This is a genomic window from Nonomuraea sp. NPDC005650 (assembly GCF_040605375.1).
Lineage (GTDB): Bacteria > Actinomycetota > Actinomycetes > Streptosporangiales > Streptosporangiaceae > Nonomuraea.
Genome location: NZ_JBEXCR010000086.1, coordinates 9,855 through 31,289, shown reverse-complemented (window position 1 = coordinate 31,289; position 21,435 = coordinate 9,855). Strand labels below are relative to the sequence as shown.

The 21,435-nt window shown below is 68.7% G+C and carries 16 protein-coding genes and 1 pseudogene; 7 read left to right on the top strand and 10 right to left on the bottom strand.

Features of this window, described 5'->3' with window-relative positions:
- Positions 1–500: 500 nt before the first annotated feature.
- Positions 501–2,261 (bottom strand): hypothetical protein, encoded by a 1,761-nt coding sequence (locus ABZS69_RS64875; RefSeq protein ID WP_355394447.1) that lies wholly within the window; start codon positions 2,259–2,261, stop codon positions 501–503.
- 100 nt (positions 2,262–2,361) lie between these two features.
- Positions 2,362–3,465 (bottom strand): hypothetical protein, encoded by a 1,104-nt coding sequence (locus tag ABZS69_RS64870; RefSeq protein ID WP_355394444.1) that lies wholly within the window; start codon positions 3,463–3,465, stop codon positions 2,362–2,364.
- 497 nt (positions 3,466–3,962) lie between these two features.
- Between ABZS69_RS64870 and ABZS69_RS64865 the strand changes: the two genes are divergently transcribed.
- Positions 3,963–5,060, top strand: coding sequence for an acyl-CoA dehydrogenase family protein (locus ABZS69_RS64865; protein ID WP_355394441.1), 1,098 nt, complete (start codon positions 3,963–3,965; stop codon positions 5,058–5,060).
- A gap of 111 nt (positions 5,061–5,171) precedes the next feature.
- Here the strand turns inward: ABZS69_RS64865 and ABZS69_RS64860 are convergent, their stop codons facing one another.
- Together ABZS69_RS64860 and ABZS69_RS64855 are read right to left on the bottom strand one after the other, a co-directional pair.
- The gene (locus ABZS69_RS64860; RefSeq protein WP_355394438.1) at positions 5,172–5,807 is read right to left on the bottom strand and encodes a recombinase family protein; all 636 of its coding nucleotides are present in this window, start codon (positions 5,805–5,807) and stop codon (positions 5,172–5,174) included.
- A complete protein-coding gene (locus ABZS69_RS64855; RefSeq protein WP_355394435.1) occupies positions 5,804–6,037 on the bottom strand; it encodes a hypothetical protein in 234 nt (77 codons plus the stop codon). Before ABZS69_RS64855 ends, ABZS69_RS64860 begins: the two co-directional genes overlap by 4 nt.
- A 439-nt stretch (positions 6,038–6,476) precedes the next feature.
- Here ABZS69_RS64855 and ABZS69_RS64850 point away from each other — a divergent pair, with 439 nt between their 5' ends.
- From ABZS69_RS64850 to ABZS69_RS64840, 3 genes are all read left to right on the top strand, one after another.
- On the top strand, positions 6,477–6,896 hold the full coding sequence (locus tag ABZS69_RS64850) for a hypothetical protein (RefSeq protein WP_355394433.1): 420 nt from the start codon (positions 6,477–6,479) through the stop codon (positions 6,894–6,896).
- On the top strand, positions 6,893–9,595 hold the full coding sequence (locus ABZS69_RS64845; RefSeq protein ID WP_355394430.1) for a tetratricopeptide repeat protein: 2,703 nt from the start codon (positions 6,893–6,895) through the stop codon (positions 9,593–9,595). The genes ABZS69_RS64850 and ABZS69_RS64845 overlap by 4 nt, the downstream gene beginning before the upstream one ends.
- Positions 9,596–9,751: 156 nt before the next feature.
- Entirely contained in the window at positions 9,752–10,411 is a 660-nt protein-coding gene (locus ABZS69_RS64840; protein ID WP_355394427.1) for a recombinase family protein, read from the top strand.
- Positions 10,412–10,459: 48 nt separating this feature from the next.
- Here ABZS69_RS64840 and fxsT read toward each other — a convergent pair whose 3' ends face one another.
- The 5 genes from fxsT to ABZS69_RS64815 all read right to left on the bottom strand — a co-directional run bounded on the left by fxsT (position 10,460) and on the right by ABZS69_RS64815 (position 17,649).
- Positions 10,460–13,600, bottom strand: coding sequence for an FxSxx-COOH system tetratricopeptide repeat protein (gene fxsT, locus ABZS69_RS64835; RefSeq protein ID WP_355394424.1), 3,141 nt, complete (start codon positions 13,598–13,600; stop codon positions 10,460–10,462).
- A gap of 53 nt (positions 13,601–13,653) precedes the next feature.
- Entirely contained in the window at positions 13,654–14,070 is a 417-nt protein-coding gene (locus ABZS69_RS64830; protein ID WP_355394421.1) for a hypothetical protein, read from the bottom strand.
- 23 nt (positions 14,071–14,093) lie between these two features.
- Positions 14,094–16,355, bottom strand: a complete 2,262-nt coding sequence (locus ABZS69_RS64825; protein ID WP_355394418.1) for a tetratricopeptide repeat protein — start codon at positions 16,353–16,355, stop codon at positions 14,094–14,096.
- A gap of 7 nt (positions 16,356–16,362) precedes the next feature.
- Positions 16,363–16,779, bottom strand: coding sequence for a hypothetical protein (locus ABZS69_RS64820; RefSeq protein WP_355394416.1), 417 nt, complete (start codon positions 16,777–16,779; stop codon positions 16,363–16,365).
- A gap of 381 nt (positions 16,780–17,160) precedes the next feature.
- Positions 17,161–17,649 carry a hypothetical protein gene (locus ABZS69_RS64815; protein WP_355394413.1) on the bottom strand — a complete coding sequence of 163 codons (489 nt, stop codon included), beginning with the start codon at positions 17,647–17,649 and terminating at the stop codon, positions 17,161–17,163.
- Positions 17,650–18,086: 437 nt separating this feature from the next.
- Between ABZS69_RS64815 and ABZS69_RS64810 the strand changes: the two genes are divergently transcribed.
- Complete coding sequence (locus tag ABZS69_RS64810; RefSeq protein ID WP_355394410.1) at positions 18,087–18,392, top strand: hypothetical protein; 306 nt, start codon at positions 18,087–18,089, stop codon at positions 18,390–18,392.
- A 59-nt stretch (positions 18,393–18,451) separates the two neighbouring features.
- The gene (locus ABZS69_RS64805) at positions 18,452–18,856 is read left to right on the top strand and encodes a sigma factor-like helix-turn-helix DNA-binding protein (protein ID WP_355394407.1); all 405 of its coding nucleotides are present in this window, start codon (positions 18,452–18,454) and stop codon (positions 18,854–18,856) included.
- A 64-nt stretch (positions 18,857–18,920) separates the two neighbouring features.
- On the opposite strand, the pseudogene ABZS69_RS64800 reads toward ABZS69_RS64805, so the two are convergent.
- Positions 18,921–19,016: pseudogene (locus ABZS69_RS64800) on the bottom strand (site-specific integrase); the annotation flags it as partial.
- Positions 19,017–19,821: 805 nt separating this feature from the next.
- Between ABZS69_RS64800 and ABZS69_RS64795 the strand changes: the two are divergent.
- Positions 19,822–21,435 (top strand): WD40 repeat domain-containing protein (locus ABZS69_RS64795; RefSeq protein ID WP_355394404.1); only part of this gene is annotated, 1,614 nt, incomplete at its 3' end.

Sequence of the window (21,435 nt, the reverse complement as noted above, 5' to 3'; positions counted from 1 at the left end):
GGCGTGGTGGACCGGGTGCTCCCGCTTCGGCCCACGAAGCAAAGGCTGCCCCGGTCAGCCCGCCGCCGGCTCGGTGAGCCGGTCCGTCGAGCCCACGTTCAAAGACCCTCTCACTGAATGGATCAGAAACCTCGCCACCCACAGCTCATCTTCTGCGCGCATCAGCTTCGCTGAGCCACATGGCTTGTTCGCGAGTCAGCACAACTGATGCACTCCAGGTCAGCGCCATGGCTCATGCATCAGATTCGATGAGCCGAGACAACCGGGCGGCCGCCGACGCGGCCGACGGCCGGTAGCTCAGCGATGCGGCGTGCGGCGCCGGGCGGCTGTGCTGGCCGACCGAGATGGTCCGGCAGCCGAAGCGGCAGATGTCGCAGCGGAGGTCCTCCGCCGTGGCGGTTCGGTGGCAGGCCCGGAGCTCAGCGGTTTGGGCCGGGCACTGGCACCGAGCCAGACGGTCCAGGGCGTGGGGTCGGAAGGTCATGGCGGTGTTCTTCCGGTCAGCTGAGGTCGTCTGGCTCGGACGGACCACTGTCGTCGTACCGGTCGTCCCAGTCGTCGTCCTCGTGCTGGGGGGCCGGGAGCTGGAGAACGGCGCGGGGGATGGTGATCAGCGGGCGGGGGGCGACGGCGTCGGCCAGCTCCTGCCAGGTGCGGCCCTTGGCGGTGCGGTCGGGCCCGTACCAGAGCTCGCGGCCGAAGACGCTTCGGCGGGTGTAGATGGTGTCGCCGTCGCGGACCCACAGCACCGCCTCGGTGGGCTCGGGGGAGCCGTGGGGGTAGGAGATGGCCGGGGTCGGCACGGTGTGCAGGTCGGCCAGGTTGAGCGCGCCCCGGGCGACATCACGCCGCAGGCTCTCCAGGTAGGAGGCGGCCACGGCCATGTCACCGGCGCTGACGGCCCGCAGGAACTGCTCCATCGAGTGCCCCAGCAGGCTCAGCGAGTGGCGCACCTGGCGCACCGGAGCGGGCAGGTCGTCGTCATCGGCGATGTAGCGGAACGACTCGACCTCGTAGTGGAAGGGGGCGCCGCCGGGGACGCTGCCGGTGATGTACGGATTGGCCCGGTCGGCGTCGATCAGGACGCGGGCGTGGATGGTGCCGCACGCGGTCCAGGTCGGGCCGCTGTAGCGGGGGGTGACCGACAGGCCGGGAACGTGACCCTGGGGGGTGCGGTCAGGGTCGTCGTCGTCGGCCGTCATCAGCGCCGTGTCATCGACCTGCCAGCGCTTCACGATCCGCCGTGACGGCTTGCGGCAGCCGGGCACCGCGCACTGCTGCTGGGCGCGGCGGGCGGCCAGGGCGTTCTGCCTGGCCGTGTACTCCTGTTCCAGCTCCCACTCGCTCGGCTCGCCGTCGTAGCCGTCCCCGTCATCCCGGTCGTCTTCGTCGTCGCCGGTGTCGTCCGTCGCCGGCAGCGGCGCCGGGGCCCACGCCTGCACCAGGGCCTGCACGGACGGAGCCACCCGGGCCAGGGCGTCGTCCCGATCGGCCTCCCGTTTGAGGATCTTCTGGACGGCGCCGTGGGACAGCCCGGCCGCCGCGCCCAGAGCGCGGTCGGTGTCGCCCGGGTCGTGCCAGGCCTTGATCCGGCGGATCAGCTCATCGCGCTCCTGGCGGCCGCCCTCGGACATGGCCGCCACGATCCCCAGCCGGGAGCGGACCTGACGGCGGGCCAGCACCCGAGCCCGTTCCACCCGTTCGGCCAGGCCGCGCACGTACACCACGCCGCCGGGCGTGGAGGGCGTGATGCGGGCCGACAGCCGGACCGCGGCTTCGGCCAGAGCGGCGTCGGTGGTGTCGGCGGTCACCAGCTCGGCGATCGCCTCCGCCGGCAGCGTCGCGGGGTCGACGGCCTCCACCAGCGGCATACCCGCGGCCGCGTGGGCCAGGTGGGCCGCCAGCTCGGCGGCGGCGGCCTGGGCCTCGCGCGTCAGCTGCGGTTCGGCGGCCCGGCGTTCGTCCGGCGGGGCGATCCCGGCCGCGATCCGCTCCGCGTAGGGCTGGAGGCCGGCCAGCAGCTCCCACAGCGCCTCACCGGCCACCAACGGCGGGATCGTCCAGTGCAGCCGCCGCTGCCGGTACTCCCACGACAGCCACCGGCCGCCGCTGGCGGCGTCCTCCTGGACGGACAGCACCGCGCTGCCCTCGGTTGGTACGTGCAGTTCCACCACCGGCCTGCCGCCGGTCTCCTCGAACAGCCACGTCGGGCTCACGGGCTCGGCGGGCACCATCACCGCCACACGCTTCTGATCGGCCATGGCTACAAAGTAGCCAAGCAATCCAGTCGTGGCTACCAAGTAGCCAAGACTGGATGGAGATTCTTGGACTCCCCCGAACAGAGGAATCAGCGAAGCGCGATCAGGTGCCACCACCCCGCCCTCGGAGGGCCTGCAGCAGCTCGGCGGCCCGCGTCTCGGCGGCTTCCGCCTGCTGCCCGGCGCTCCGCGCCTCCGCCTGGGCGACGGTGAGCTGCCCGCGCGCCTCGCCGAGCTGCTCACGCGCGGCGGCCAGGTCCTCGCGCAACTGCGTGGCCTCGCCGGCGTGCTGCTGGCGGGCCTGGGCGAGCTCGGCGCGGGCGGCGGCCAGGTCCTGGCGCAGCCGATCGGCCTGGTCGGCGTGCTGCTCACGCTCGCGGTCCAGCTCGGCGCGAGCCTGCCCGGCGGCGGCTTCGGCGGTGGCCTTGGCTTGGTCGGCGGCCTCGCCCTGGGCGCGGGCGACGGCCAGCTCCTTGCCCAGGTCCCGGTTGGCCTTCTCCAGCTCGCGGTTGCTGCGCTGCAGTTGCTCGGCGCGCTGCCATTCCTCCTCCCTCAGGGCCAGGGCGTGCGTGGCGGCGGCCGTCTGCTGCGCGGCCTTCTGCTCGGCGGCCGCGCGGGCGGCCTCGTGCTCGACGACCCGGGTCCAGGCGGCATTCACCTGCCGCTCGCGCTCGGCTTCGGCGTCGCGCGCCATCCGCTCGGCGACGCGCTTGGCCTCCACGGCCTGCTCACGCTCACGCTCGGCGGCGGCCGCGGCCCGTACGGCACGCTCGCGCTCGGCTTCAGCGGCGGCGGCCTTGGCCAGCGCCTCGGCGGCCGCCTGCTCTGCCTCCCGGACGCGGGCCACCGCGCCGTCCCGGACGGCGCCCAGGGCCAGGCTGTGGCCCTCCAGTGCGCGCTGGAGATCGGCCAGGGTGCCGCCGAGCGTGCCGGCAACCGCGAGCACCGGGGCGGCGGCCGCGTCGAACAGGTCCAGCGCGCCGTCGACGCCAGCGGCGTGCGCGGCCCGGCGCTCCTCCTGCGCCTTCTGCTTGCACGTCTTGCCGTCGGGCCAGACGCGGTCCGGCGGGCCGCAGTACTCCCGCGGGCGGCCGGAGCCGGTGTAGGTGATGCGCTGGTCGCACCGGCTGTATCCGCAGGCCCGGCCGGGCTCAGCGCCGGTCTGCGCGCCGGTCGTGGGGGCGTCTGAAGCGCTCGTCTCCGACATGCCTCCATGCTAGCTGTTTTGTTTCGTCGATTCGATAAGTACTTTCTTGATTTTAAAAAGTAACAACTAATCGATCTTGATCATGATCAACTCCGGAATTTGGCGCTCAGGAGACGCGTGCCGCCCGAACGGGTGCCGTCCGGGCCCATCGCACCCCGGGCGCGGGGGATGTTCGGATGCCTCGGCATGGCGAGGGCCCCCCGTGCCGGAACACCTGCCACGGGGGGCCCTGGAAGGGAGTCAGCCCCGCCCACATAAGCCCAAAAACCCACATTGGGGCGATCTTGAAATAGGGCCGGTGAGGTTGAAAGGCTTTGATCTTGTTAGCCTGTTGCGCTCGTGTTCGCCTCGCTACGGTGTGTTTAGTCCGTTGGCGGGATGAGCCGGAGGCGTGGCCAGCCGGCCTCGGGGGGGCGGTGTGACTGCGTCACCCGGGCGCTGTGAGCCGGCCCAGGCCACCGGCCGGATGGTTGTCCCAGGGGAAAAGGGGAGAGGACATGCGTTTTCTGGAGCGGGAACGCGCCACTGCGGCGCAGCTGCTGCCGGGACTGGACGAAAGCCTGCGGGCGGTACCCCTCATGGAGCTGGAGGAACCAAGCGGCCCCGGCATCGAGCTCTTCCGCGACAGCGGCGGCCCCGGGCTGCTGGCGCCAACCGCCTACCAGGGGCAGGGAGCCACCGCCCTGGACGCCCTGCGGGTGCAACGCGCACTGGGCAGCAGGGCACCGTCGCTGGCCGTGGCCACCACCCTGCACCACTTCTCGATGGCCACCCTGGCCAATCTGATCACCGACGAGAGCATGAAGTCGATGCTTATCGAGGGTGTGGCCTCCAGCAACAGGCTCGTGGCGTTCGGCTTCGCTGAGGAGCGCCCCGGCGCGGGAGTCCTCTCCCCGTCGATGACAGCCACGGCGGGGGACGACGGGGTGCGGATCAGCGGGGTGACGCGGACGCGCAGTCTGGCCCGGTCGATGGACCTGCTCATCACCGGTGTCATGATTCCCCGCGAGGACGGCCTGGGCGAGGAACCGGCGCTGGCGCTGGTGTCCGCGGACAGCGAGGGTGTGAGCGTCGGCGGGGCGGAGGGCGAGCAGGTCACCCTCGACGACGTCGAGGTGCCGCCGGAGCTGCTGGTGCGCCCTTCGGCCCCCGACGGGCAACTGGACGTACTGCTGACCGCGGGCTTCGCCTGGTACCAGCTGCTGATGACCGGCAGCTACCTCGGGGCCGCCGGCGCCCTGGTCGAGCGGGTGCTGCTCGACAACCAGGCGCCCGAGTCCGAGCGGGTCCGGCTACTGGTGGAGATCGAGGGCGCGATGTCGGCCGCGGAAGGCATCGCCCGCCAGATCGACGACGGCCCGGACGAGTCGACGCTCGCCGCCTCGCTCTATGTCCGGTACTGCGTGCAGGACGCCCTCTACCGGGTGGTCCCGCGCGCGGTCGAACTGCTCGGCGACCTCGACTCCACGGCCTCCGACGAGGTCGGCCACCTCGCCACCTACGCCAACGGGCTGGCCCTGCAGCCGCCGGCACGGTTCCGGATGACCGGTCCGTTGGCGGCGTACCTGGTCGACGGGCCGCTCACCATCGCTTGATCCCCGCCGCGCCCCCGTCCTCAGGCAACAAGGTCACCACGGTTGCCGCCGCGGACAGCCCCACCTTCCTCGGTGCGACCTCCTCCACCGCCACCCCACAGCGCGGCCACGTCAGCGTGAGGGCGCGGCGCCCGTGACGGCGGGCGGGTCGTCGTCCTCCAGCGCCCGGTACAACGTCGACCGCCCCACGCCGAGCTCCAAGGCGATCCGGGTGACCGACTGGCCGCGCTCGCGGCGGGCCCGGGCGGCGGCGAGCACGTCATCGGTGACCATGACCGGGCGGCCGCCGACCCGGCCGGCGGCGCGGGCGGCGTCCAGGCCCTCGTTGGTGCGCTCGGAGATGAGGTCGCGCTCCATCTCGGCGGCCATGGCCGCGACCAGGAACAGCATCTTGTCGGACATCGTCTGGCCGTTGGGACGGTGGATGCCGGCGCAGATGCCGGTCAGGATGTGCAGGTTGACGCCGCGCGGCGCGAGCTCGTCTTCGAGGAAGACCAGCAGCTCCTTGACGCTGCGGGCGACCCGGTCGGGCTTGGTGATGACCAGCGTGTCGCCGGCCTTCATCGACGCCAGGGTGGCCTGCAGCTTGGGACGGTCCTTGCGGCGGGTCGAGATGGTCTCCTCGACGATGTCGCGGCAGTCGGCCGCGTTCAGCAGCTCCAGCTGCGCGGCGTGGTCCTGGCCCCGGGTGGAGACGCGGGCGTAGCCGAGGCGGATCGCGTTCGACGGCTCGGCGGGCTCAGTCACGGGTGTTGTGCCTTTCCTGTCTCGGCTCGCTCCTGGCGGGCCTGCTGGCGCTTGCGCCGGTCCTTCTCTTCCATGTCGGCGTCGGCATCGATGATCATGTCTCGTTCGGCGGGCGTGAGATCCGTCCAGGCGGCGCTCTCGAAGAACGGCGCCGCGACATCGGGCGGCGTCATCCTGAGCAGCGCGGCGATCAGGCGCGCGTGCACGCGGTCCATATCCGGCTGGGCCATCTGATCGGTCCCTTCGTCTGGGTGGGCTGTCGATGCCCGAAGTCGCCTGCGCGGATGCCCGAAGTCGCCTCTGCGCAGGGGGTGGGAGCCGCTTGCCGACGCGGGTCGCGTTGACCGCCGCGGTCGAGGAACCCCCGGTCAATGCGACGGCGGCGATGGTTGGAGTCACCCATCCCGATCGTCCCTAAAACGGTCCCGAAACACAAGGCTCCCCACCGATGTTTCGGGACGACTTTCGGGACGATCGTTCCTGCGGGAACGCCGATGTCCGAAGTCGCCTGCACGACCGTCCCGCAAACGACCGATTCGAGGCTGCAAGAGACAGGTAACGCGTTCGTCTCTACGCGTCCCGCTCCTGCCGATACGGGAGCACTCTGGAGGCATGTCGAAGACGACAGCAGATTCCGGACGCGCCCCACGGCCACGGGGCTGGCGATGGATGATGATCGCCGTGATCGTGGCGATGACGGCGTTGCTGACCTTGGGGTTGATCGGGTTCTTCGCCGACCCGCTGCACCTGCCGACAGAGGTGCTGGGCGTGCTGGATCAACGGGCCAGCGTGATCAGCATGTTCATCGGCGCGGCCGGACTGGTGGTCGCGGTGGTGGCGCTGCTACTGCAACTGCGCGCCGACCATGCCCAGTCGACCGCCGCCATCACCGCCGATCCACCCGTTACCGAGCCCGAGACGCCGCCCGGCGTGTCGGCTTCGGGGGAGCGGTCGATCGCCATTGGCGGCGACAATTCCGGCATCGTCTCGACCGGGAATGGCGCGCGGAATGTGCAGATGCGGGCACAGGCCTCCGGCCAGGGCCGGGTGCATCAGGCAGGCGGCGACCAGACCATCAACGAACGATGACCACCCCTTCCGCGGCTGACTCCCCGAACCGGCAGCCGTACGTCCAGATGGAGGGCACTGCCTCAGGGCAGGGCCAGGTATATCAGGCAGCCGGTAACCAGACCATCAACCACAACTATCCGTCCAAACCACCACCAAGGCAGATCGTGGAAGGGGACATCCCGCAATGCCCGCCTGGCTTCCAGCCGCGCAAGCAGTTGCTGCAGCGGCTGACCGATCTGCTGGACGATGCGCTTCCGGGCCAGGGCGAGCAGGAGTACCGGCGTGGCGGAGCGGTGGTGATCTGCGCCTTAGGAGGCACTCCGGGGGTGGGCAAGACCATGCTGGCCGCCTCCTACGCCTGGGCCTGTCAGGCTGCACATTGGCCCGTTGTAGCCTGGATCGCGGCCGAGACCACCGACCAGATCTTGGCCGGGCTGGCCGCGCTTGCCGAGCGTCTCGGCGAGCGTCGTGCCGACGATGACGCCGCGGCAGCCGCAGCCCGGGCCAGGGCTTGGCTGGCCGCCACCACTCGGTCGGCGCTGCTGGTGTTCGACAACGCCGTCGATGTCGCGCTGGTGCGCCGCTGGTGTCCGGCCACCGGCGCCACCCGAGTAGTTATCACCACCCGCAACCGCGCCTTCCTGCGCGCCTGCCGCCCGCTCGACGTCAGCGTGTTCACCCCCGAGCAGGCGGCCGCATTCTTGCACCGGCGCACTGGTTTGACCGATCCTGCAGGCGCCGCCGACCTCGCGCAAGAGCTGGGTTACCTCCCCTTGGCGCTGGCCCAAGCCGCTGCGATGATCACCCGGCTGCACTTCGGCTACGACGAATACCTGCATTTGCTGCGCAACTTCCCAGCCGACGACCACCTGCCTGCCCACGACGGCGACGCCTACCCGGCTGGCACCGTCGAAGCGATCTTGCTGTCGGTCACTCAAGCAGAGGCCGCCATGCGGTTCGCCCGCCAGATGCTGCAGGTCTTGTCGGTGCTGTCGCCGACCGGCGTCCCGCTGCCGGTGCTGTCCGCTCTGCCCGACACTGACCTTGAACCGGTGCGCCTGCGGGAGATACTGGCCGATCTCGCCGACACCAGCCTGATCGCTTTGACCGAAGACGGCGCCACGGTCTTGATGCACCGCCTGGTACAGCGTGTATTGCGCGACCGCGCCGCCCACCATGGCGACCTCGACGCCGTCATCGGCCAGGCCATCGACCTGCTTAGCGCCTTCAACGCCACCTTGCCAGATGGTGCCACAACCTGGGCAGCCCGTGCCTCGGTCGAGATGCTGATCGAACAGACCGAAACCGTCTACCGGCTCGCTTGTCGCAAGAACGGTCCCCCAGCCGATCTGCTGACGCTCCGCATTTGGTGTGGCTACTATCTGCGCGAACTGGCCGATCTGGGCCGGGCCATTCCGTTGTTGGAGACCACGCTGGCCGGCTGCGAGCGGGTGCTGGGCCCCGACCACCCTGACACCCTGGCCTCCCGCCACAGCCTCGCCAGCGCCTACGAGGCAGCAGGGGACCTGGGACGCGCTATCCCCCTGAACGAGGCGACGCTCGCCGATCGTGAACGGGTGCTGGGCCCCGACCACCCCGACACCCTGACCTCCCGCCACAACCTCGCCTACGCCTACGAGACAGCGGGGAATCTGGACCGCGCCATCCCCCTGCACGAGACCGCCCTGGCCGACTGCGAACGGGTGCTGGGCGTCGACCACCCCGACACCCTGACCTTCCGCAACAACCTCGCCAGCGCGTACGAGACAGCGGGAGACCTGGGCCGGGCCATCCCGCTATTTGAGGCGACATTGGCCGATCGTGAGCGGGTGCTGGGCCCCGACCACCCCAACACCCTGACCTCCCGCAACAACCTCGCCAGCGCCTTCGCGTCAGCAGGGGACCTGGACCGGGCCATCCTCCTGTACGAGGCCACGCTGGCCGACTGCGAACGGGTGCTGGGCCCCGACCACCCCAACACCCTGACCTTCCGCAACAACCTTGCCAGCGCCTACGAGACAGCGGGAGACCTGGGCCGGGCCATCCCGCTATATGAGGTGACATTGGCCGATCGTGAGCGGGTGCTGGGCGTCGACCACCCCGACACCCTGACCTCCCGGAACAACCTCGCCTACGCCTACGAGACAGCGGGGAATCTGGACCGCGCCATCCCGCTGTACGAGGCCACGCTGGCCGATCGGGAACGAGTGCTGGGCCCCGACCATCCCGACATCCTGACCTCCCGCAGCAACCTCGCCGGCGCGTATGAGTCGGCAGAGGATCTGGACCGGGCCATCCTCCTGTACGAGACCACGCTGGCCGACTGCGAACGGGTGCTGGGCCCCGACCACCCCGATACCCTGGCCTCCCGCAGCAACCTCGCCGGCGCCTACCGGTCAGCGGGGGACCTGAGCCGCGCCATCCCCTTGTATGAGACCGCCCTGGCCGATCGTGAGCGGGTACTGGGCCCCGACCATCCCGACATCCTGACCTCCCGCAACAACCTCGCCAGCGCCTATCGGGCGGCGGGGGATCTGGGCCGGGCCATCCCGCTGTACGAGGCCACGCTGGCCGACTGCGAGCGGGTGCTGGGCCCCGACCATCCAACTACTCGTACCGTCCGGGGAAACCTTGAGGACGCTGTCGTCGGCACCGTTCGCCGCAGCGGGTGGGGGTGGAGGCGACTGTTTCGGAGGCGACGCCGCATCACTGGCTGATCTTGAAGTGGAGGTGGCGCTGGCTTCATTTAACGATCGTTTTTTGAAGATCTTGAAGCAGGCACCTTCAGGGCCCCGAAATGCCTTCAAAAACTCCTTCAACAACCTCGGCGTTTCAACAACCTCGAAACACCGTTTGTTGAGAGGATGACGGGCGTGACCGACGTCCTGCAGCCGCCCGCCGACCCTCTGGCCGCCTTCCCCGCCCACCGCAGCGAGATCCGCATCGGCTACGCCCGCGTCTCCACCGCCGGCCAGAACCTCGAACGCCAACTCGACGCCCTCAAGGCGGCCGGCTGCCGGAAGGTGTTCGCCGACAAGAAGTCCGGCAAGACCGCCGAGCGACCGGAACTGGCGGCCTGCCACGCCTTCCTGAGCGAAGGCGACACCCTGGTCGTGCCCTCCCTCGACCGCTACGGCCGCTCGCTGGCCGACCTCATCACTATGGTCGGCGAACTCCGCAAGCGCGAGATCGGCTTCACCTCACTGCACGAAAACCTCGACACCACCACCCCCGGCGGCCGACTCATCTTCCACGTCTTCGCCGCCCTGGCCGAATTCATCCGCGAACTCATCGTCGCCGGCACCCGCGACGGCCTGGCCGCCGCCAAGGCCCGCGGCCGCACCGGCGGCCGCCCCACCGTCATCACACCCGAACTGCTGCGCGCCGCCCGGGACATGCTGCCCAACCCCGAGAACTCGATCACCTCGATCGCCAAGCTGCTCGGCGTCTCGCCGGGGACGCTGTACAACCACATCCCTGACCTACGCCAACTCCGCGAAAGCAGCCGATCCCAAGAGCTCAGCGGCAGCTAAAGATCAGCAACTTCGCGAGGATGCGCACCACGCTCACCGAGTGGTGCGCTATCCGAGCGACGACAGATTGGACCGTACCGTCTTCGTCAACGGATACTCCGCGCCCAGCACCCGCTCGCAAGCGGCCAGCACGGCCTCGTACAAAGAGATGGCCCGCCCCAGATCTCCCGCCGCCCGGTAGGCCCCAGCAAGGTTATTGCGGGAGGTCAGGGTGTCGGGGTGATCGGTGCCGAGCACTCGCTCGAAGTCGGCCAGCGTTGCCTCGTGCAACGGGATGGCCCGCCCCAGATCTCCCACCGCCTGGTAGGCGCCTGCGAGGTTGTTGCGGGAGGACAGGGTGGAAGGGTGGTCGACGCCCAGCACCCGCTCCCGATCGGCGAGCGTCGCCTCAAAAAGCGGGATGGCCCGCCCCAGATCCCCCGCCACTTGGTAGGTGTAAGCCAGGTTGTTGCGGGAGGTCAAAGTGTCGGGATGATCGCCGCCCAGCACCCGCTCCCGATCGGCGAGCGTCACCTCGAACAACGGGATGGCCCGCCCCAAATCCCCCACCGACTCGTACGCGCCAGCCAGGTTGTTGCGAGAGGTCAGGGTGTCGGGATGATCGCCGCCCAGCACCCGTTCCCGATCGGCCAGCGTCGCCTCGTACAACGGGATGGCCCGCCCCAGATCCCCCACCGCCCGGTAGGCGTTAGCCAGGTTGTTGCGAGAGGACAGGGCGGAGGGGTGGTCGCCGCCCAGCACCCGCTCGAAGTCGGCCAGCGTCGCCTCGTACAACGGGATGGCCCGCCCCAGATCCCCCACCGCCTGGTAGGCGAAAGCCAGGTTGTTACGAGAGGTCAGGGTGTCGGGATGATCGCTACCCAGCACCCGCTCGAAGTCGGCCAGCGTCGCCTCGTACAACGGGATGGCCCGCCCCAGATCCCCCACCGCCTGGTAGGCGAAAGCCAGGTTGTTACGGGTGGACAGGGTGTCGGGATGATCGTTACCCAGTACCCGCTCGCAAGCAGCCAGCGTCACCTCGTACAACGGGATAGCCCGGCCCAAATCCCCCATCGACTCGTACGCGCCAGCCAGGTTGTTGCGAGAGGTCAGGGTGTCGGGATGATCGCCGCCCAGCACCCGCTCGCAAGCAGCCAGCGTCACCTCGAACAACGGGATGGCCCGCCCCAGATCCCCCACCGCCCGGTAGGCGAAAGCCAGGTTGTTACGAGAGATCAGAGTGTCAGGATGATCGCTACCCAGCACCCGCTCCCGATCGGCGAGCGTCACCTCAAGCAACGGGATGGCCCGCCCCAGGTCCCCCACCGCCCGGTAGGCGCCTGCGAGGTTGTTACGAGAGGTCAGGGTAGAGGAGTGGTCGACGCCCAGCACCCGCTCCCGATCGGCGAGCGTCATCTCGAACAACGGGATGGCCCGCCCCAGATCCCCCACCGCCCGGTAGGCGCCTGCGAGGTTGTTACGAGAGATCAGAGTGTCAGGATGATCGCCGCCCAGCACCCGCTCCCGATCGGCGAGCGTCATCTCGAACAACGGGATGGCCCGCCCCAGATCCCCCACCGCCCGGTAGGCGAAAGCCAGGTTGTTACGAGAGATCAGAGTGTCAGGATGATCGCCGCCCAACGCCCGCTCCCGATCGGCCAGCGTCGCCTCGTATAGCGGACTGGCCCGGCCCAGATCTCCCACCTCCTGGTAGGCACAGGCCAGGTTGTTACGGGAGGTCAAGGTGTCGGGGTGATCGCCGCCCAGCACCCGCTCATACGCCGCACCCGCGCGTTCGTGGCAGCCGATCGCGCGGGCGATGGCCCCCTGGTCTTCTAGGAAGAGAGCGGCCCCGTTGAGCAGGCCAGCAGTGGTCACGGTGTCAGTGCTGGGGGCTGCGTGACCGGTCAGGGCCTCAATGTGCGGCAGCAGCGCCCGCCACACCAGCCAGCTGGCAGGATCCCATGGCGATTCGGGAAGGGCGCCGGCGAGTTGATGAGTCGCCTTGTCTCGGGCGGCGTCAATGTCAACGGCCTGCCGATGCGGATCTGTGGGGTCGGGGGTGCGGGCGACGGCTTGCACGAGCCGGTGCACAATGACCGTCGCACTATCGAGGGTGATCATGTTGTAGGCGGCCAGTTCACCCAAAGCGTGCTGTACCTGCGGCGCGCCCGCGCTCAGGCCGTCCAGCAAGGCACGCGGAATCGGCTCGGCACCGTACCAGGCCAGCAGGCGCAGCAGCGGCCCAGCCAGCGGGATATCGGCCAGCCCGTCGAGGGTGAGCCGCCAGATCCGGGCGATGGTGCGCTCGGCGTCGGAACCGCGGGCCACCCGGTCATACAGCACCGCCGGCTGTCGACGTAGCTCCTCTAGATAGGTGTCCGGAGTCAGCCGAACCTGGTGCACATACGCACCCGCCTGCTCGATCGCCAGCGGCAGGCAACCCAGCTCGCGCACTAACTCGACCGCCCCACCCAGCGCCGCGGGCATGTCCTCATCGAGGCCAGCCTGGACCACTTCTGGGGACAGATGGGGGGCAACGATCCGGGCCAGCAGCTCGACCGCCTCCTGCTCGCCCAGCACATCCAGGCGCAGCACCTGGGCGTCAAGGTGATGCCAGCCCTCACCCAGCCGACTGGTCACCAGCACCTGCCCAGCCAGGGTCCGTTCCAACAGCGGCCGCACGTCGACGGGGTCCACGACATTGTCGAGCACCAAAAGCCACCCCTCATGAGCCGCTAGCCACGCCGTGGCCCGCTCGGCCAGAGCCTCCAACGGCAACGCCGTGGCCAGTTCCGGCTGCAACGCGACCGCCAGACCCGCCAGGCCGGCCTCCACCGCCGGGCCGGAATCAGCAGTGATCCACCACACCGGATTCAACCCGCCGCCAGCATCACCCCCTGCCGGATGACGTCCCGTGGCCTGCGTAAGCGCGTAGTGGGCGGCCAGCGTGGACTTACCGACCCCGCCCAGCCCATGCACCGCGGCCACCACTACCTCACCCTTGCCACGCAACGCCGCCGCCAGCACGGCCAGATCCCCACCGCGCCCGACGAACGTGCGCGTGCGCCGGGGCAGATTCACCAGCCGCGGCGGCGCGACCACCTCCGTGACCGGCCGCAACGCCTCGACCGGCAGCACCGTCTGGTTGACGGTCTGATCACGGCCCGCCTGATACACCCGGCCCTGCCCGAAGGCCTTGGCGTCCATCCGAGTCTGCGGCAACTGGTGCCCGGGATCACCGACCGCTGGCGGCGGGAGGCTCATCGCTCGTTGATGGGCTGATCGCGGCCGGCTTGGTAGACCCGGCCGTGCCCGCTGGCACTCGCCTTCATCACCAAAGAACCGACCCGCTCCTGACCGGCCAACTCCAGGACTGGGGTGAGCACCTCATCCACCACCCGTTCGATCTCTTGCGCGAGGGATGGGTCAGCGCGCAGCAGATGCTGCAGCCGCACCTGCCAAGCCCCGGCCAGGGCCTGCTCAGTGTCGGCGTCGCCGTCCCGGCGGGCTTCCAGCAGTTGCTCGCGGACCTCGGCCAGCTCCGCCTCAACGACCTCGGCCTGCTCGGGGCGGACCTTACGCCACAGCGCGACCGCACCAGCGCGGGCGGCCTGCCAGCCGTCGGTGGCCATGGCCGTCACCAGCGCTGTTCCCGTAGCCACAATGATCGGATCCACGTCGCTCCCTCACCAGAACGCGGTTACCTGAGCGCCGACAAGTCGGCCCGCACAGCCTTCGTCAAAGGATGATCTGTGCCCAGCACCCGCTCTCGGTCGGCAAGCGTCTGCTCGTACAACGGGATAGCGCGGCCCAGATCCCCCACCGCCTTGTAGGCGCCAGCCAGGTTATTGCGGGACTGAAGAGTGTCGGGGTGATCGGCGCCCAGCACCCGCTCACAGTCGGCCAGGGTGGCCTCGTACAGCGGGATCGCCCGGCCCAGATCCCCCACCGTCTGGTACGCGGCGGCCAAGTTGTTGCGGGAGACCAGGGTGGCGGGGCGATCGCCACCCAGCACCCGCTCCCGATCAGCTAGCGTCGCCTCGAACAGCGGGATGGCCCGGCCCGAGTCCCCCGCCTTCAAGTAGGCGACGGCCAGGTTATTACGGGACTGAAGGGTATCGGGGTGATCTACGCCCAGCACCCGCTCGTAATCGGCCAGGGTGGCCCGATGCAGCGGGATGGCCCGACCCAGATCCCCCGCCGACTCATAAGCGTGGGCGAGGTTGTTGCGAGAAGACAGCGTGTAGGGGTCGTCTTCGCCCAGCATCCGCTCCCGCTCGGCGCGCGTGGCCTCCAAAAGCGGGATGGCCCGGCCCAGATCCCCCGCGGCCCGGTAGGCGCTGGCGAGATTGTTACGGGAAGACAGCGTGTCGGGGTGGTCGCCGCCAAACACCCGCTCGTAATCGGAGAGCGTCGCCTCGAACAACGGGATGGCCCGACCCAGATCCCCCGCCGACTCATAGGCACCAGCCAGGTTGCTGCGGCAGGCCAGGGTGTGGGGGTGGTCGCCGCCCAGCAGCCGCTCGCACGCACTGCGTGCCCGTTCGAAGCAGGCGATGGCGCGGCCGATGGCGCCCTGGTCGAGCAGGAAGAGACCTGTCTGGTTGAGCAGGCGGGCGGTGGTGATGACGTCGGTGTCGGGGGATGCGTGATCGGTCAGGGCGGTGATGTGCGGCAGTAGTGCTCGACAGGCCGGCCAGTCTGCAGGATCGAGCGGCGTTTCGGGGAGAGCGGCGTTGAGCAGGCTGGTGGCCTGGTTACGGGCGGTGTCGATATCGGCGGCCTGGCGGTGCGGATCGTCAGGATCGGGAGTGCGGGCGACAGCTTGGACCAGCCGATGCACAGCAACCGCGTCTCGGTCGAGAGTGATCATGTTGTAGGCGGCCAACTCGCCCAAGGCGTGCTGCACATCCGGCTCCGTCGCGCCCAGACCGCTCAGCAGGATGCGGGGGATCGGCTCGGCGCCATGCCAGGCCAGAACACGCAGCACCGACCCGGCCAACGGGGTGCCAGTGAGCTGGTCAAGGGTAAGCCGCCACAGGCGGGCGATGGTCCGCTCGGCATCCGCACCGCGGGCGGCCCGGTCGTACATCACCCCTGGCTGCTTCCTCAACAGCTCCAGGTAAGCGCGTGGGGTCAGCCGGGTCTGGTGCAGATAGGCGCTGGCCTGCTCGATCGCCAACGGCAAGCAACCCAGCTCGCGCACCAGCTCGGCCGTCCCGTCCAGGCCCTCAGGCAGGCCCCCTTCGGGACTGGCCCGGACGATGTCGGAGGGAAGGTCCGGGACGACGATCCGGGCCAGCAGTTCGACCGCCTCCTGCTCGCCCAGCACGTCAAGACGCAGCACCTGGGCACCAAGCTGGTGCCAGCCCTCGCCGAGTCGGCTGGTCACCAGCACCTGCCCGGTCAGGGTCCGTTCCAGCAGCGGCCGCACGTCGGCAGTGTCGACGACATTGTCGAGCACCAAAAGCCACCCCTCATGAGCGGCCAGCCACGCCGTGGCCCGCTCGGCCAAGGCCTCCAACGGCACCGTCGTGGCCAGCTCCGGCTGCAACGCCACGGCCAGACCCGCCAGGCCGGCCTCCACCGCTTGGCCGGAATCGGCGGTGATCCACCACACCGGGTTGAGTCCGCTGGCATCACGCCCTGCCGTATAACGTCCTGCGGCCTGCGCCAGCGTGTAGTAGGCGGCCAGCGTGGACTTGCCTACCCCACCCAGGCCGTGCACCACGGCCACCAACACTTCATCTCCACCGTGCAGCGCTGCCCTTAACGCGGCCAGCTCATCGCCACGTCCGACGAACATGCGCGTGTGCCGGGGCAGATTCACCAGCCGCGGTGGCGCGACCACCTCTGTAACCGGCCGCAGCGCCTCGACCGGCAGCACCGTCTCGTGGATGGTCTGATCGCGACCGGCCTGATACACCCGGCCCAGCCCGGAGGCCCGCCCCTCCATCTGCATGCGATGATCAGCGCTCGTGGATGGTCTGATCGCGACCGGCCTGATACACCCGGCCGTGCCCGCTCGCGGTCGCCTTCATCACCAACGAACCGACCCGCTCCTGATCGGCTGGCTCCAGCACTGGGGTGAGCACCTCGTCCACCACCCGCTTGAGCTCTGCCGCCAAAGACGGGTCGACGCGCAGCAGCTGCTGCAACCGGACCTGCCAGGACCCGACCAACGCCTGCTCGGTATCGGCGTCGCTGTCCCGGCGAGCCTCGAGCACCTGCTCGCGGACCTCAACCAGTTCCGCCTCGACAGCGTCGGCCTGCTCAGGGCGGACCTTACGCCAGAGCGCGACCGCGCCAGCGCGGGCCACCTGCCAGCCGTCGGTGGCCATGGCCGTCACCAGCGCTGTGCCTGCGGCCAAAACAATCGGATCCACGTTGCCCCCTCAGGCCCGAAGCATGAACCCCACGGTAGAACTGGCCTCAGCCTGCGGCCAGCCTGGTCGCTACCTCAGATAAGCACCGCCGTTCACTCAACCAGTCGGCGTATCACGACACCTACCGGTCAAGGCCGACCAGGGGTTCACCGGGGCATCGCGGACGACCAGGACCTCGTTACCGCAGATAGTGGCTCACTATCTGCGATAAACAGGCTGGTCCGCCATAGCCCGCAACGCCGGCGCCAAGCGAACGCTCCCGGGGTCCGGAAGCTGGGCGGGCGAAGGCGCGGGCCGCCACGCCGGTCGCTGAAGCCGGGCGAGCATCGGCAGTGCGTAGCCAGCGATGGGCTTGCAACGGCATGGGCGGAAGTGCCGTCCCTACAGATAGAGATGATCGCCCGGGTGTTGAGCCTTCAGACAGGCATCCAGGAGATCCGACTGCTTGGTTAGAAAGCTCTGGTGAGCCACCGGTAGGTCGTCGCCGGTCAAGGCAGCTTCCAGCAGGATCTCGACCTCCCACGCGGCCAGACAACCGCTGAAGTGAGTGACACTTTCGATCGCACCGTTTGCCGCTGGTCCACCGTGGGTGACAGCGTTACGAACTCGTACGAGCCGGTCAATCATGGAATGCCAGTGGCCCTCAAGGTCACGATGCCATTTGCGGAACGCGGCCGGATCCTCCAACCGTTCGTGAAGAACGCGCAGCCGCCGGCCCACCTGGTGGTGCTGAGGGAAAAGAGCCAGCAGCTCTGTGACCGCCTGGCGGTGTAGGAGCGGGAGTGCGGCTGGCCCATCGGGGCCGTCGACGAAGCCAGGCCTCGGGCTCGTGGTGTACGGGCCCGCCTCATAGACGGCTTGTTCCCTCACACCCATTGGATATCTGTAAGGCACGTACGTCGAGCGTGCACATGTCTCACATACCTTCTCTGAACTAGACGCTGGTCAGCGAAACCGCGGGAAGGAACAGCCCGCGTGATGGCCTCGGGAGCGATGTGTTGTCCTCGGTGGAGGTAGGACTGCGTTACGAAACCCCGCGTATAACCATTGGCCAAAGTGGATGGCGTCCAAGCATGGACCGTGACCTGCAAGAACACAGGATCACTGGAGATTTATCGGAACTGGCGCATCCCCCATTTCCGTCTGCTACTCTCGGAACAGGCGGGCGGTAGCGTACCCAACTTGAAGCCCTTGATCCTCAAGCCGAGGCATCAGGGGCTTTTTTGCTGCCCAAAACACAATCATCGGGTCCGTATGGCCCCAGCGCACCTGAGCGCTGGGGCCATACGCATTTCTGGGAGAGGAAAATGCTTAGCAGAACGTTCGACATCGCAACCCTGCCGGTGCCGGTGCTGATGGTGAGCGCTTGGATCATCACGATCGCAATCGTGTCGCTTCTGGCTCGATCGATCATCAAAACCGTCATCAATAAAGCCGACGCCCAGGATCTGCCGCGCGTACTCACCGCACTCGCGCCGATCCTCAGGGGCGTGACCAACTCGCTGGCCCAGTCGCCCAACGGAGTATTGGGGACCGGGCCAAGTGGCACGCCCTCCGCAAGTACGAGCCAGAATGGAGAGCCTGGCGCTGGCGAGATGGGAGCAGGCAAGTGAGTAGACGGCGGGGCTCTCCCAGTGATCCAACAGGGCGTCGCGCCACCAGGGACAGCAAAATGATCGACACACTGTTGAGGGCTTTCAGCCCGCGCGAGGCAGAGGTCTTGAGTCTCTACTTCGTGCACCGCTACTCAACACGACTCATCGCCAAACACTGTGGCGAAACGCCCGAAGTGATTCGGCAGGTCGCCGGGATAGCGCTCAGCAAGCTGCGGCATCCATCCAGTAGGCACTTGCTGCAATCCATCCTCGACGACCCTGAGGTGAATTTCCTCGATGTGGCGATGATTCGCAACCTCACGGTCGACGACTTGGTGACCTGCATGTCGTGCAGTCGCCGGTTCCTGCCGACCTCCTCGGTATCCGACGATGGTGGGCGTCCTCGGCAGTATTGCTCCAACGCTTGCCGCCAGAAGGCATACCGAGCCCGCAAGAGTCGCCCGCAAACCACAAGGCATTGACAGAAGAGTCCTCCTCCGCAGGGGCTCGATACCTGCCGGTGGCGCCAGCGCCCCGTCTCTCGGCGCGTGTCGCCTGGCGCCACGGCACCCCAACCGCCGCGAGCCATCGCCACCACAGCAGCAGATCGTTGCCATAGGAGCGCAGCGTGGACTCTGACAAGCCCTTGGCGTACAGGGGGTCCCCGTAGCCTCGGCCGGAAATCCAACGGATATGCCTCTGGCCTGCATAGACAACAGGGCTCAGGTCTGGCCATATCAGCCTGAGGCCTCTGTATAAGTGCAGGTGAGAGGCATATCCGTTGGATCCTGCGCCATTACTACCGGGACCCCGAGACGCAAAGAGCCCCCCTTGGCTCCCCCTCCGTGAGGGGGGAGCCAAGGGGGCTCAGCGGACTGGGGCGGGGAGTTACAGCCTCAACTTGATCGCCATTGGTGCTTGCGGGAGTCGCGCTGTCCGGGGGAGCCAGGGCTGGACGCCGACTACTGCCTCACCCGTATCTGGCCGCCCACTGATGGGCGCTGTCGATGTAGCCCGCCAGTTCCTTAACGGCGGAGCAGAAGACGCAGCAGGCGCCAGGCGCGGGTCCGGCGGCTCCGATTGGCAGAGAACAGATAGACGCCAGCCAAGAGGGAGAGCAGAGCCAGGGCGGCAAGGGAGCTCAGAGCGAGTTGAGGCATCATCGGTGGGGTGTCCCTTCCGTGGTTGGGAGCGCCCGCGGGCGCTCCTGCGCCGTTGTCAGTGAAAGGAGCGGCGCAGGAGCGCCTTTGTGGCGCGGCCTCCGTGGGCACCGGGGGCGTGGTTTCCAGGATGAGAGGCCAGGAAGGGACGTTTACGATCTCGGCCGAGAGCTTCCGCGCTGGCGCGAATCGCTCCGTCTCGCTGCAGTTGCTGACAGGAGTTGACACTTCACAGCAGGCACGGACCGGTTGCGCAATAAGGGCTTTACGTTTTCTTCCACTCTGAGATGCTCGTGCCCATCATGAGTTCCTCTGCCAGCCGGCCTGCTACCCCTTCGCCGGAACCCGACGGCTCCGCAGCCCTGGTGGTGCTGCGTGAGCGGCTGCGCGGGGCATATCTGCACGACGGGGAGCCGAGCCTGCGCGAGATCGAACGCCGCCTTGGCAAAGCACTGAGTCACACGACCGCTGGAGCGGTGCTGCGGTGCGTCAAGTTGCCCCGCTGGGGGCAGCTTGAGCTCGTGGTGGAAGCCCTTAAAGCCGACCGGGAGACTTTCCACCAACTGTGGCTGGCCGCCCGCACAGCCACCCCGGCTGGAGCCTCTCCTGGCCAGGATGAAGAGCCATCTCCCTCCGGTCTGCGGGCCGACGGCAGTATCGGCACAAGCCATGGGCAGCTCATCGGCGAGCTCTTCACCGAACACACCGACGCCGTCCTTGCGATCGCCTTCCACCCCGACGGCCACCTGCTCGCCACCGCCAGCGCCGACGCGATGGCGCGACTGTGGGACCCGGCCACCGGCCAGCAGCTCGGCGAACCTCTCACCGGACACACACGCATCGTCCGCGCGATCGCCTTCCACCCCGACGGCCATCTGCTCGCTACCGCTGGCTATAAGACGGTGCGACTGTGGAACCTGGCCACCGGCCAGCAGCTCGGCGACTCCCTCACCGGACACACCGACACCGTCAACGCAATCTTCTTCCACCCCGACGGCCGCCTGCTCGCCACCGCTGGCTATAAGACGGTGCGACTGTGGAACCTGGCCACCGGCCAGCAGCTCGGCGAACCCCTCACCGGACACACCGACACCATCAACGCGATCGCCTTCCACCCCAACGGCCACCTGCTCGCCACCGCCAGCGCCGACGCGATGGTGCGACTGTGGGACCCGGCCACCGGCCAGCAGCTCGGCGAACCCCTCACCGGACACACCGGCCTCATCAACGCGATCGCCTTCCACCCCGACGGCCACTTGCTTGCCACCGCTGGCTATAAGACGGTGCGACTGTGGAACCCAGCCACCGGCCAGCAGCTCGGCGAACCCCTCACCGGACACACCGACACCATCAACGCGATCGCCTTCCACCCCAACGACCACCTGCTCGCCACCGCCAGCGCCGACAAGACGGTGCGGCTGTGGGAGCTCGCGGCGGAACATCGGCCAGGGCATGAATACCTGTACAAGCAGATCAAGCGGCTGCGTTCCCGCCTGGCTGCATTGCGGCGCGAGCGTGATGAGCTGACCGTCCGCCTGGGGACGCCAAGGCCGCCCGCCATCGGCGGCGACGTTCAGGCACCGGAGATGAGCGGCGATGGCGCGATCGCTGTCGAGGGTGCCGACCACCCAGCGACCTTGACCGCCCGGAGCAACCTCACCCGCTTCACGGGGAAGGCGGGGGATGCGGCCGCCGCCCGCGACCAGTACGCCGCCCTGCTCCCCATCGAAGAACGCGTCCAGGGCCCCGACCACCCCGACACCCTGACCACCCGGCACAACCTCGCCTACTGGACGGGGAAGGCAGGGGATGCGGCCGCCGCCCGCGACCAGTACGCCGCCCTGCTCCCCATCCGCGAACGCGTCCAGGGCCCCGACCACCCCGACACCCTGACCACCCGG

What these genes read in the sequence shown, in the direction of transcription:
- ABZS69_RS64875 (WP_355394447.1), bottom strand. Translation starts at nt 2,261, where the DNA reads ATGGCCGATCAGAAGCGTGTGGCGGTGATGGTGCCCGCCGAGCCCGTG.
- ABZS69_RS64870 (WP_355394444.1), bottom strand. Translation starts at nt 3,465, where the DNA reads ATGTCGGAGACGAGCGCTTCAGACGCCCCCACGACCGGCGCGCAGACC.
- ABZS69_RS64865 (WP_355394441.1), top strand. Translation starts at nt 3,963, where the DNA reads ATGCGTTTTCTGGAGCGGGAACGCGCCACTGCGGCGCAGCTGCTGCCG.
- ABZS69_RS64855 (WP_355394435.1), bottom strand. Translation starts at nt 6,037, where the DNA reads ATGGCCCAGCCGGATATGGACCGCGTGCACGCGCGCCTGATCGCCGCG.
- ABZS69_RS64850 (WP_355394433.1), top strand. Translation starts at nt 6,477, where the DNA reads ATGATGATCGCCGTGATCGTGGCGATGACGGCGTTGCTGACCTTGGGG.
- ABZS69_RS64845 (WP_355394430.1), top strand. Translation starts at nt 6,893, where the DNA reads ATGACCACCCCTTCCGCGGCTGACTCCCCGAACCGGCAGCCGTACGTC.
- fxsT (WP_355394424.1), bottom strand. Translation starts at nt 13,600, where the DNA reads ATGGACGCCAAGGCCTTCGGGCAGGGCCGGGTGTATCAGGCGGGCCGT.
- ABZS69_RS64825 (WP_355394418.1), bottom strand. Translation starts at nt 16,355, where the DNA reads ATGCAGATGGAGGGGCGGGCCTCCGGGCTGGGCCGGGTGTATCAGGCC.
- ABZS69_RS64810 (WP_355394410.1), top strand. Translation starts at nt 18,087, where the DNA reads ATGCTTAGCAGAACGTTCGACATCGCAACCCTGCCGGTGCCGGTGCTG.
- ABZS69_RS64805 (WP_355394407.1), top strand. Translation starts at nt 18,452, where the DNA reads ATGATCGACACACTGTTGAGGGCTTTCAGCCCGCGCGAGGCAGAGGTC.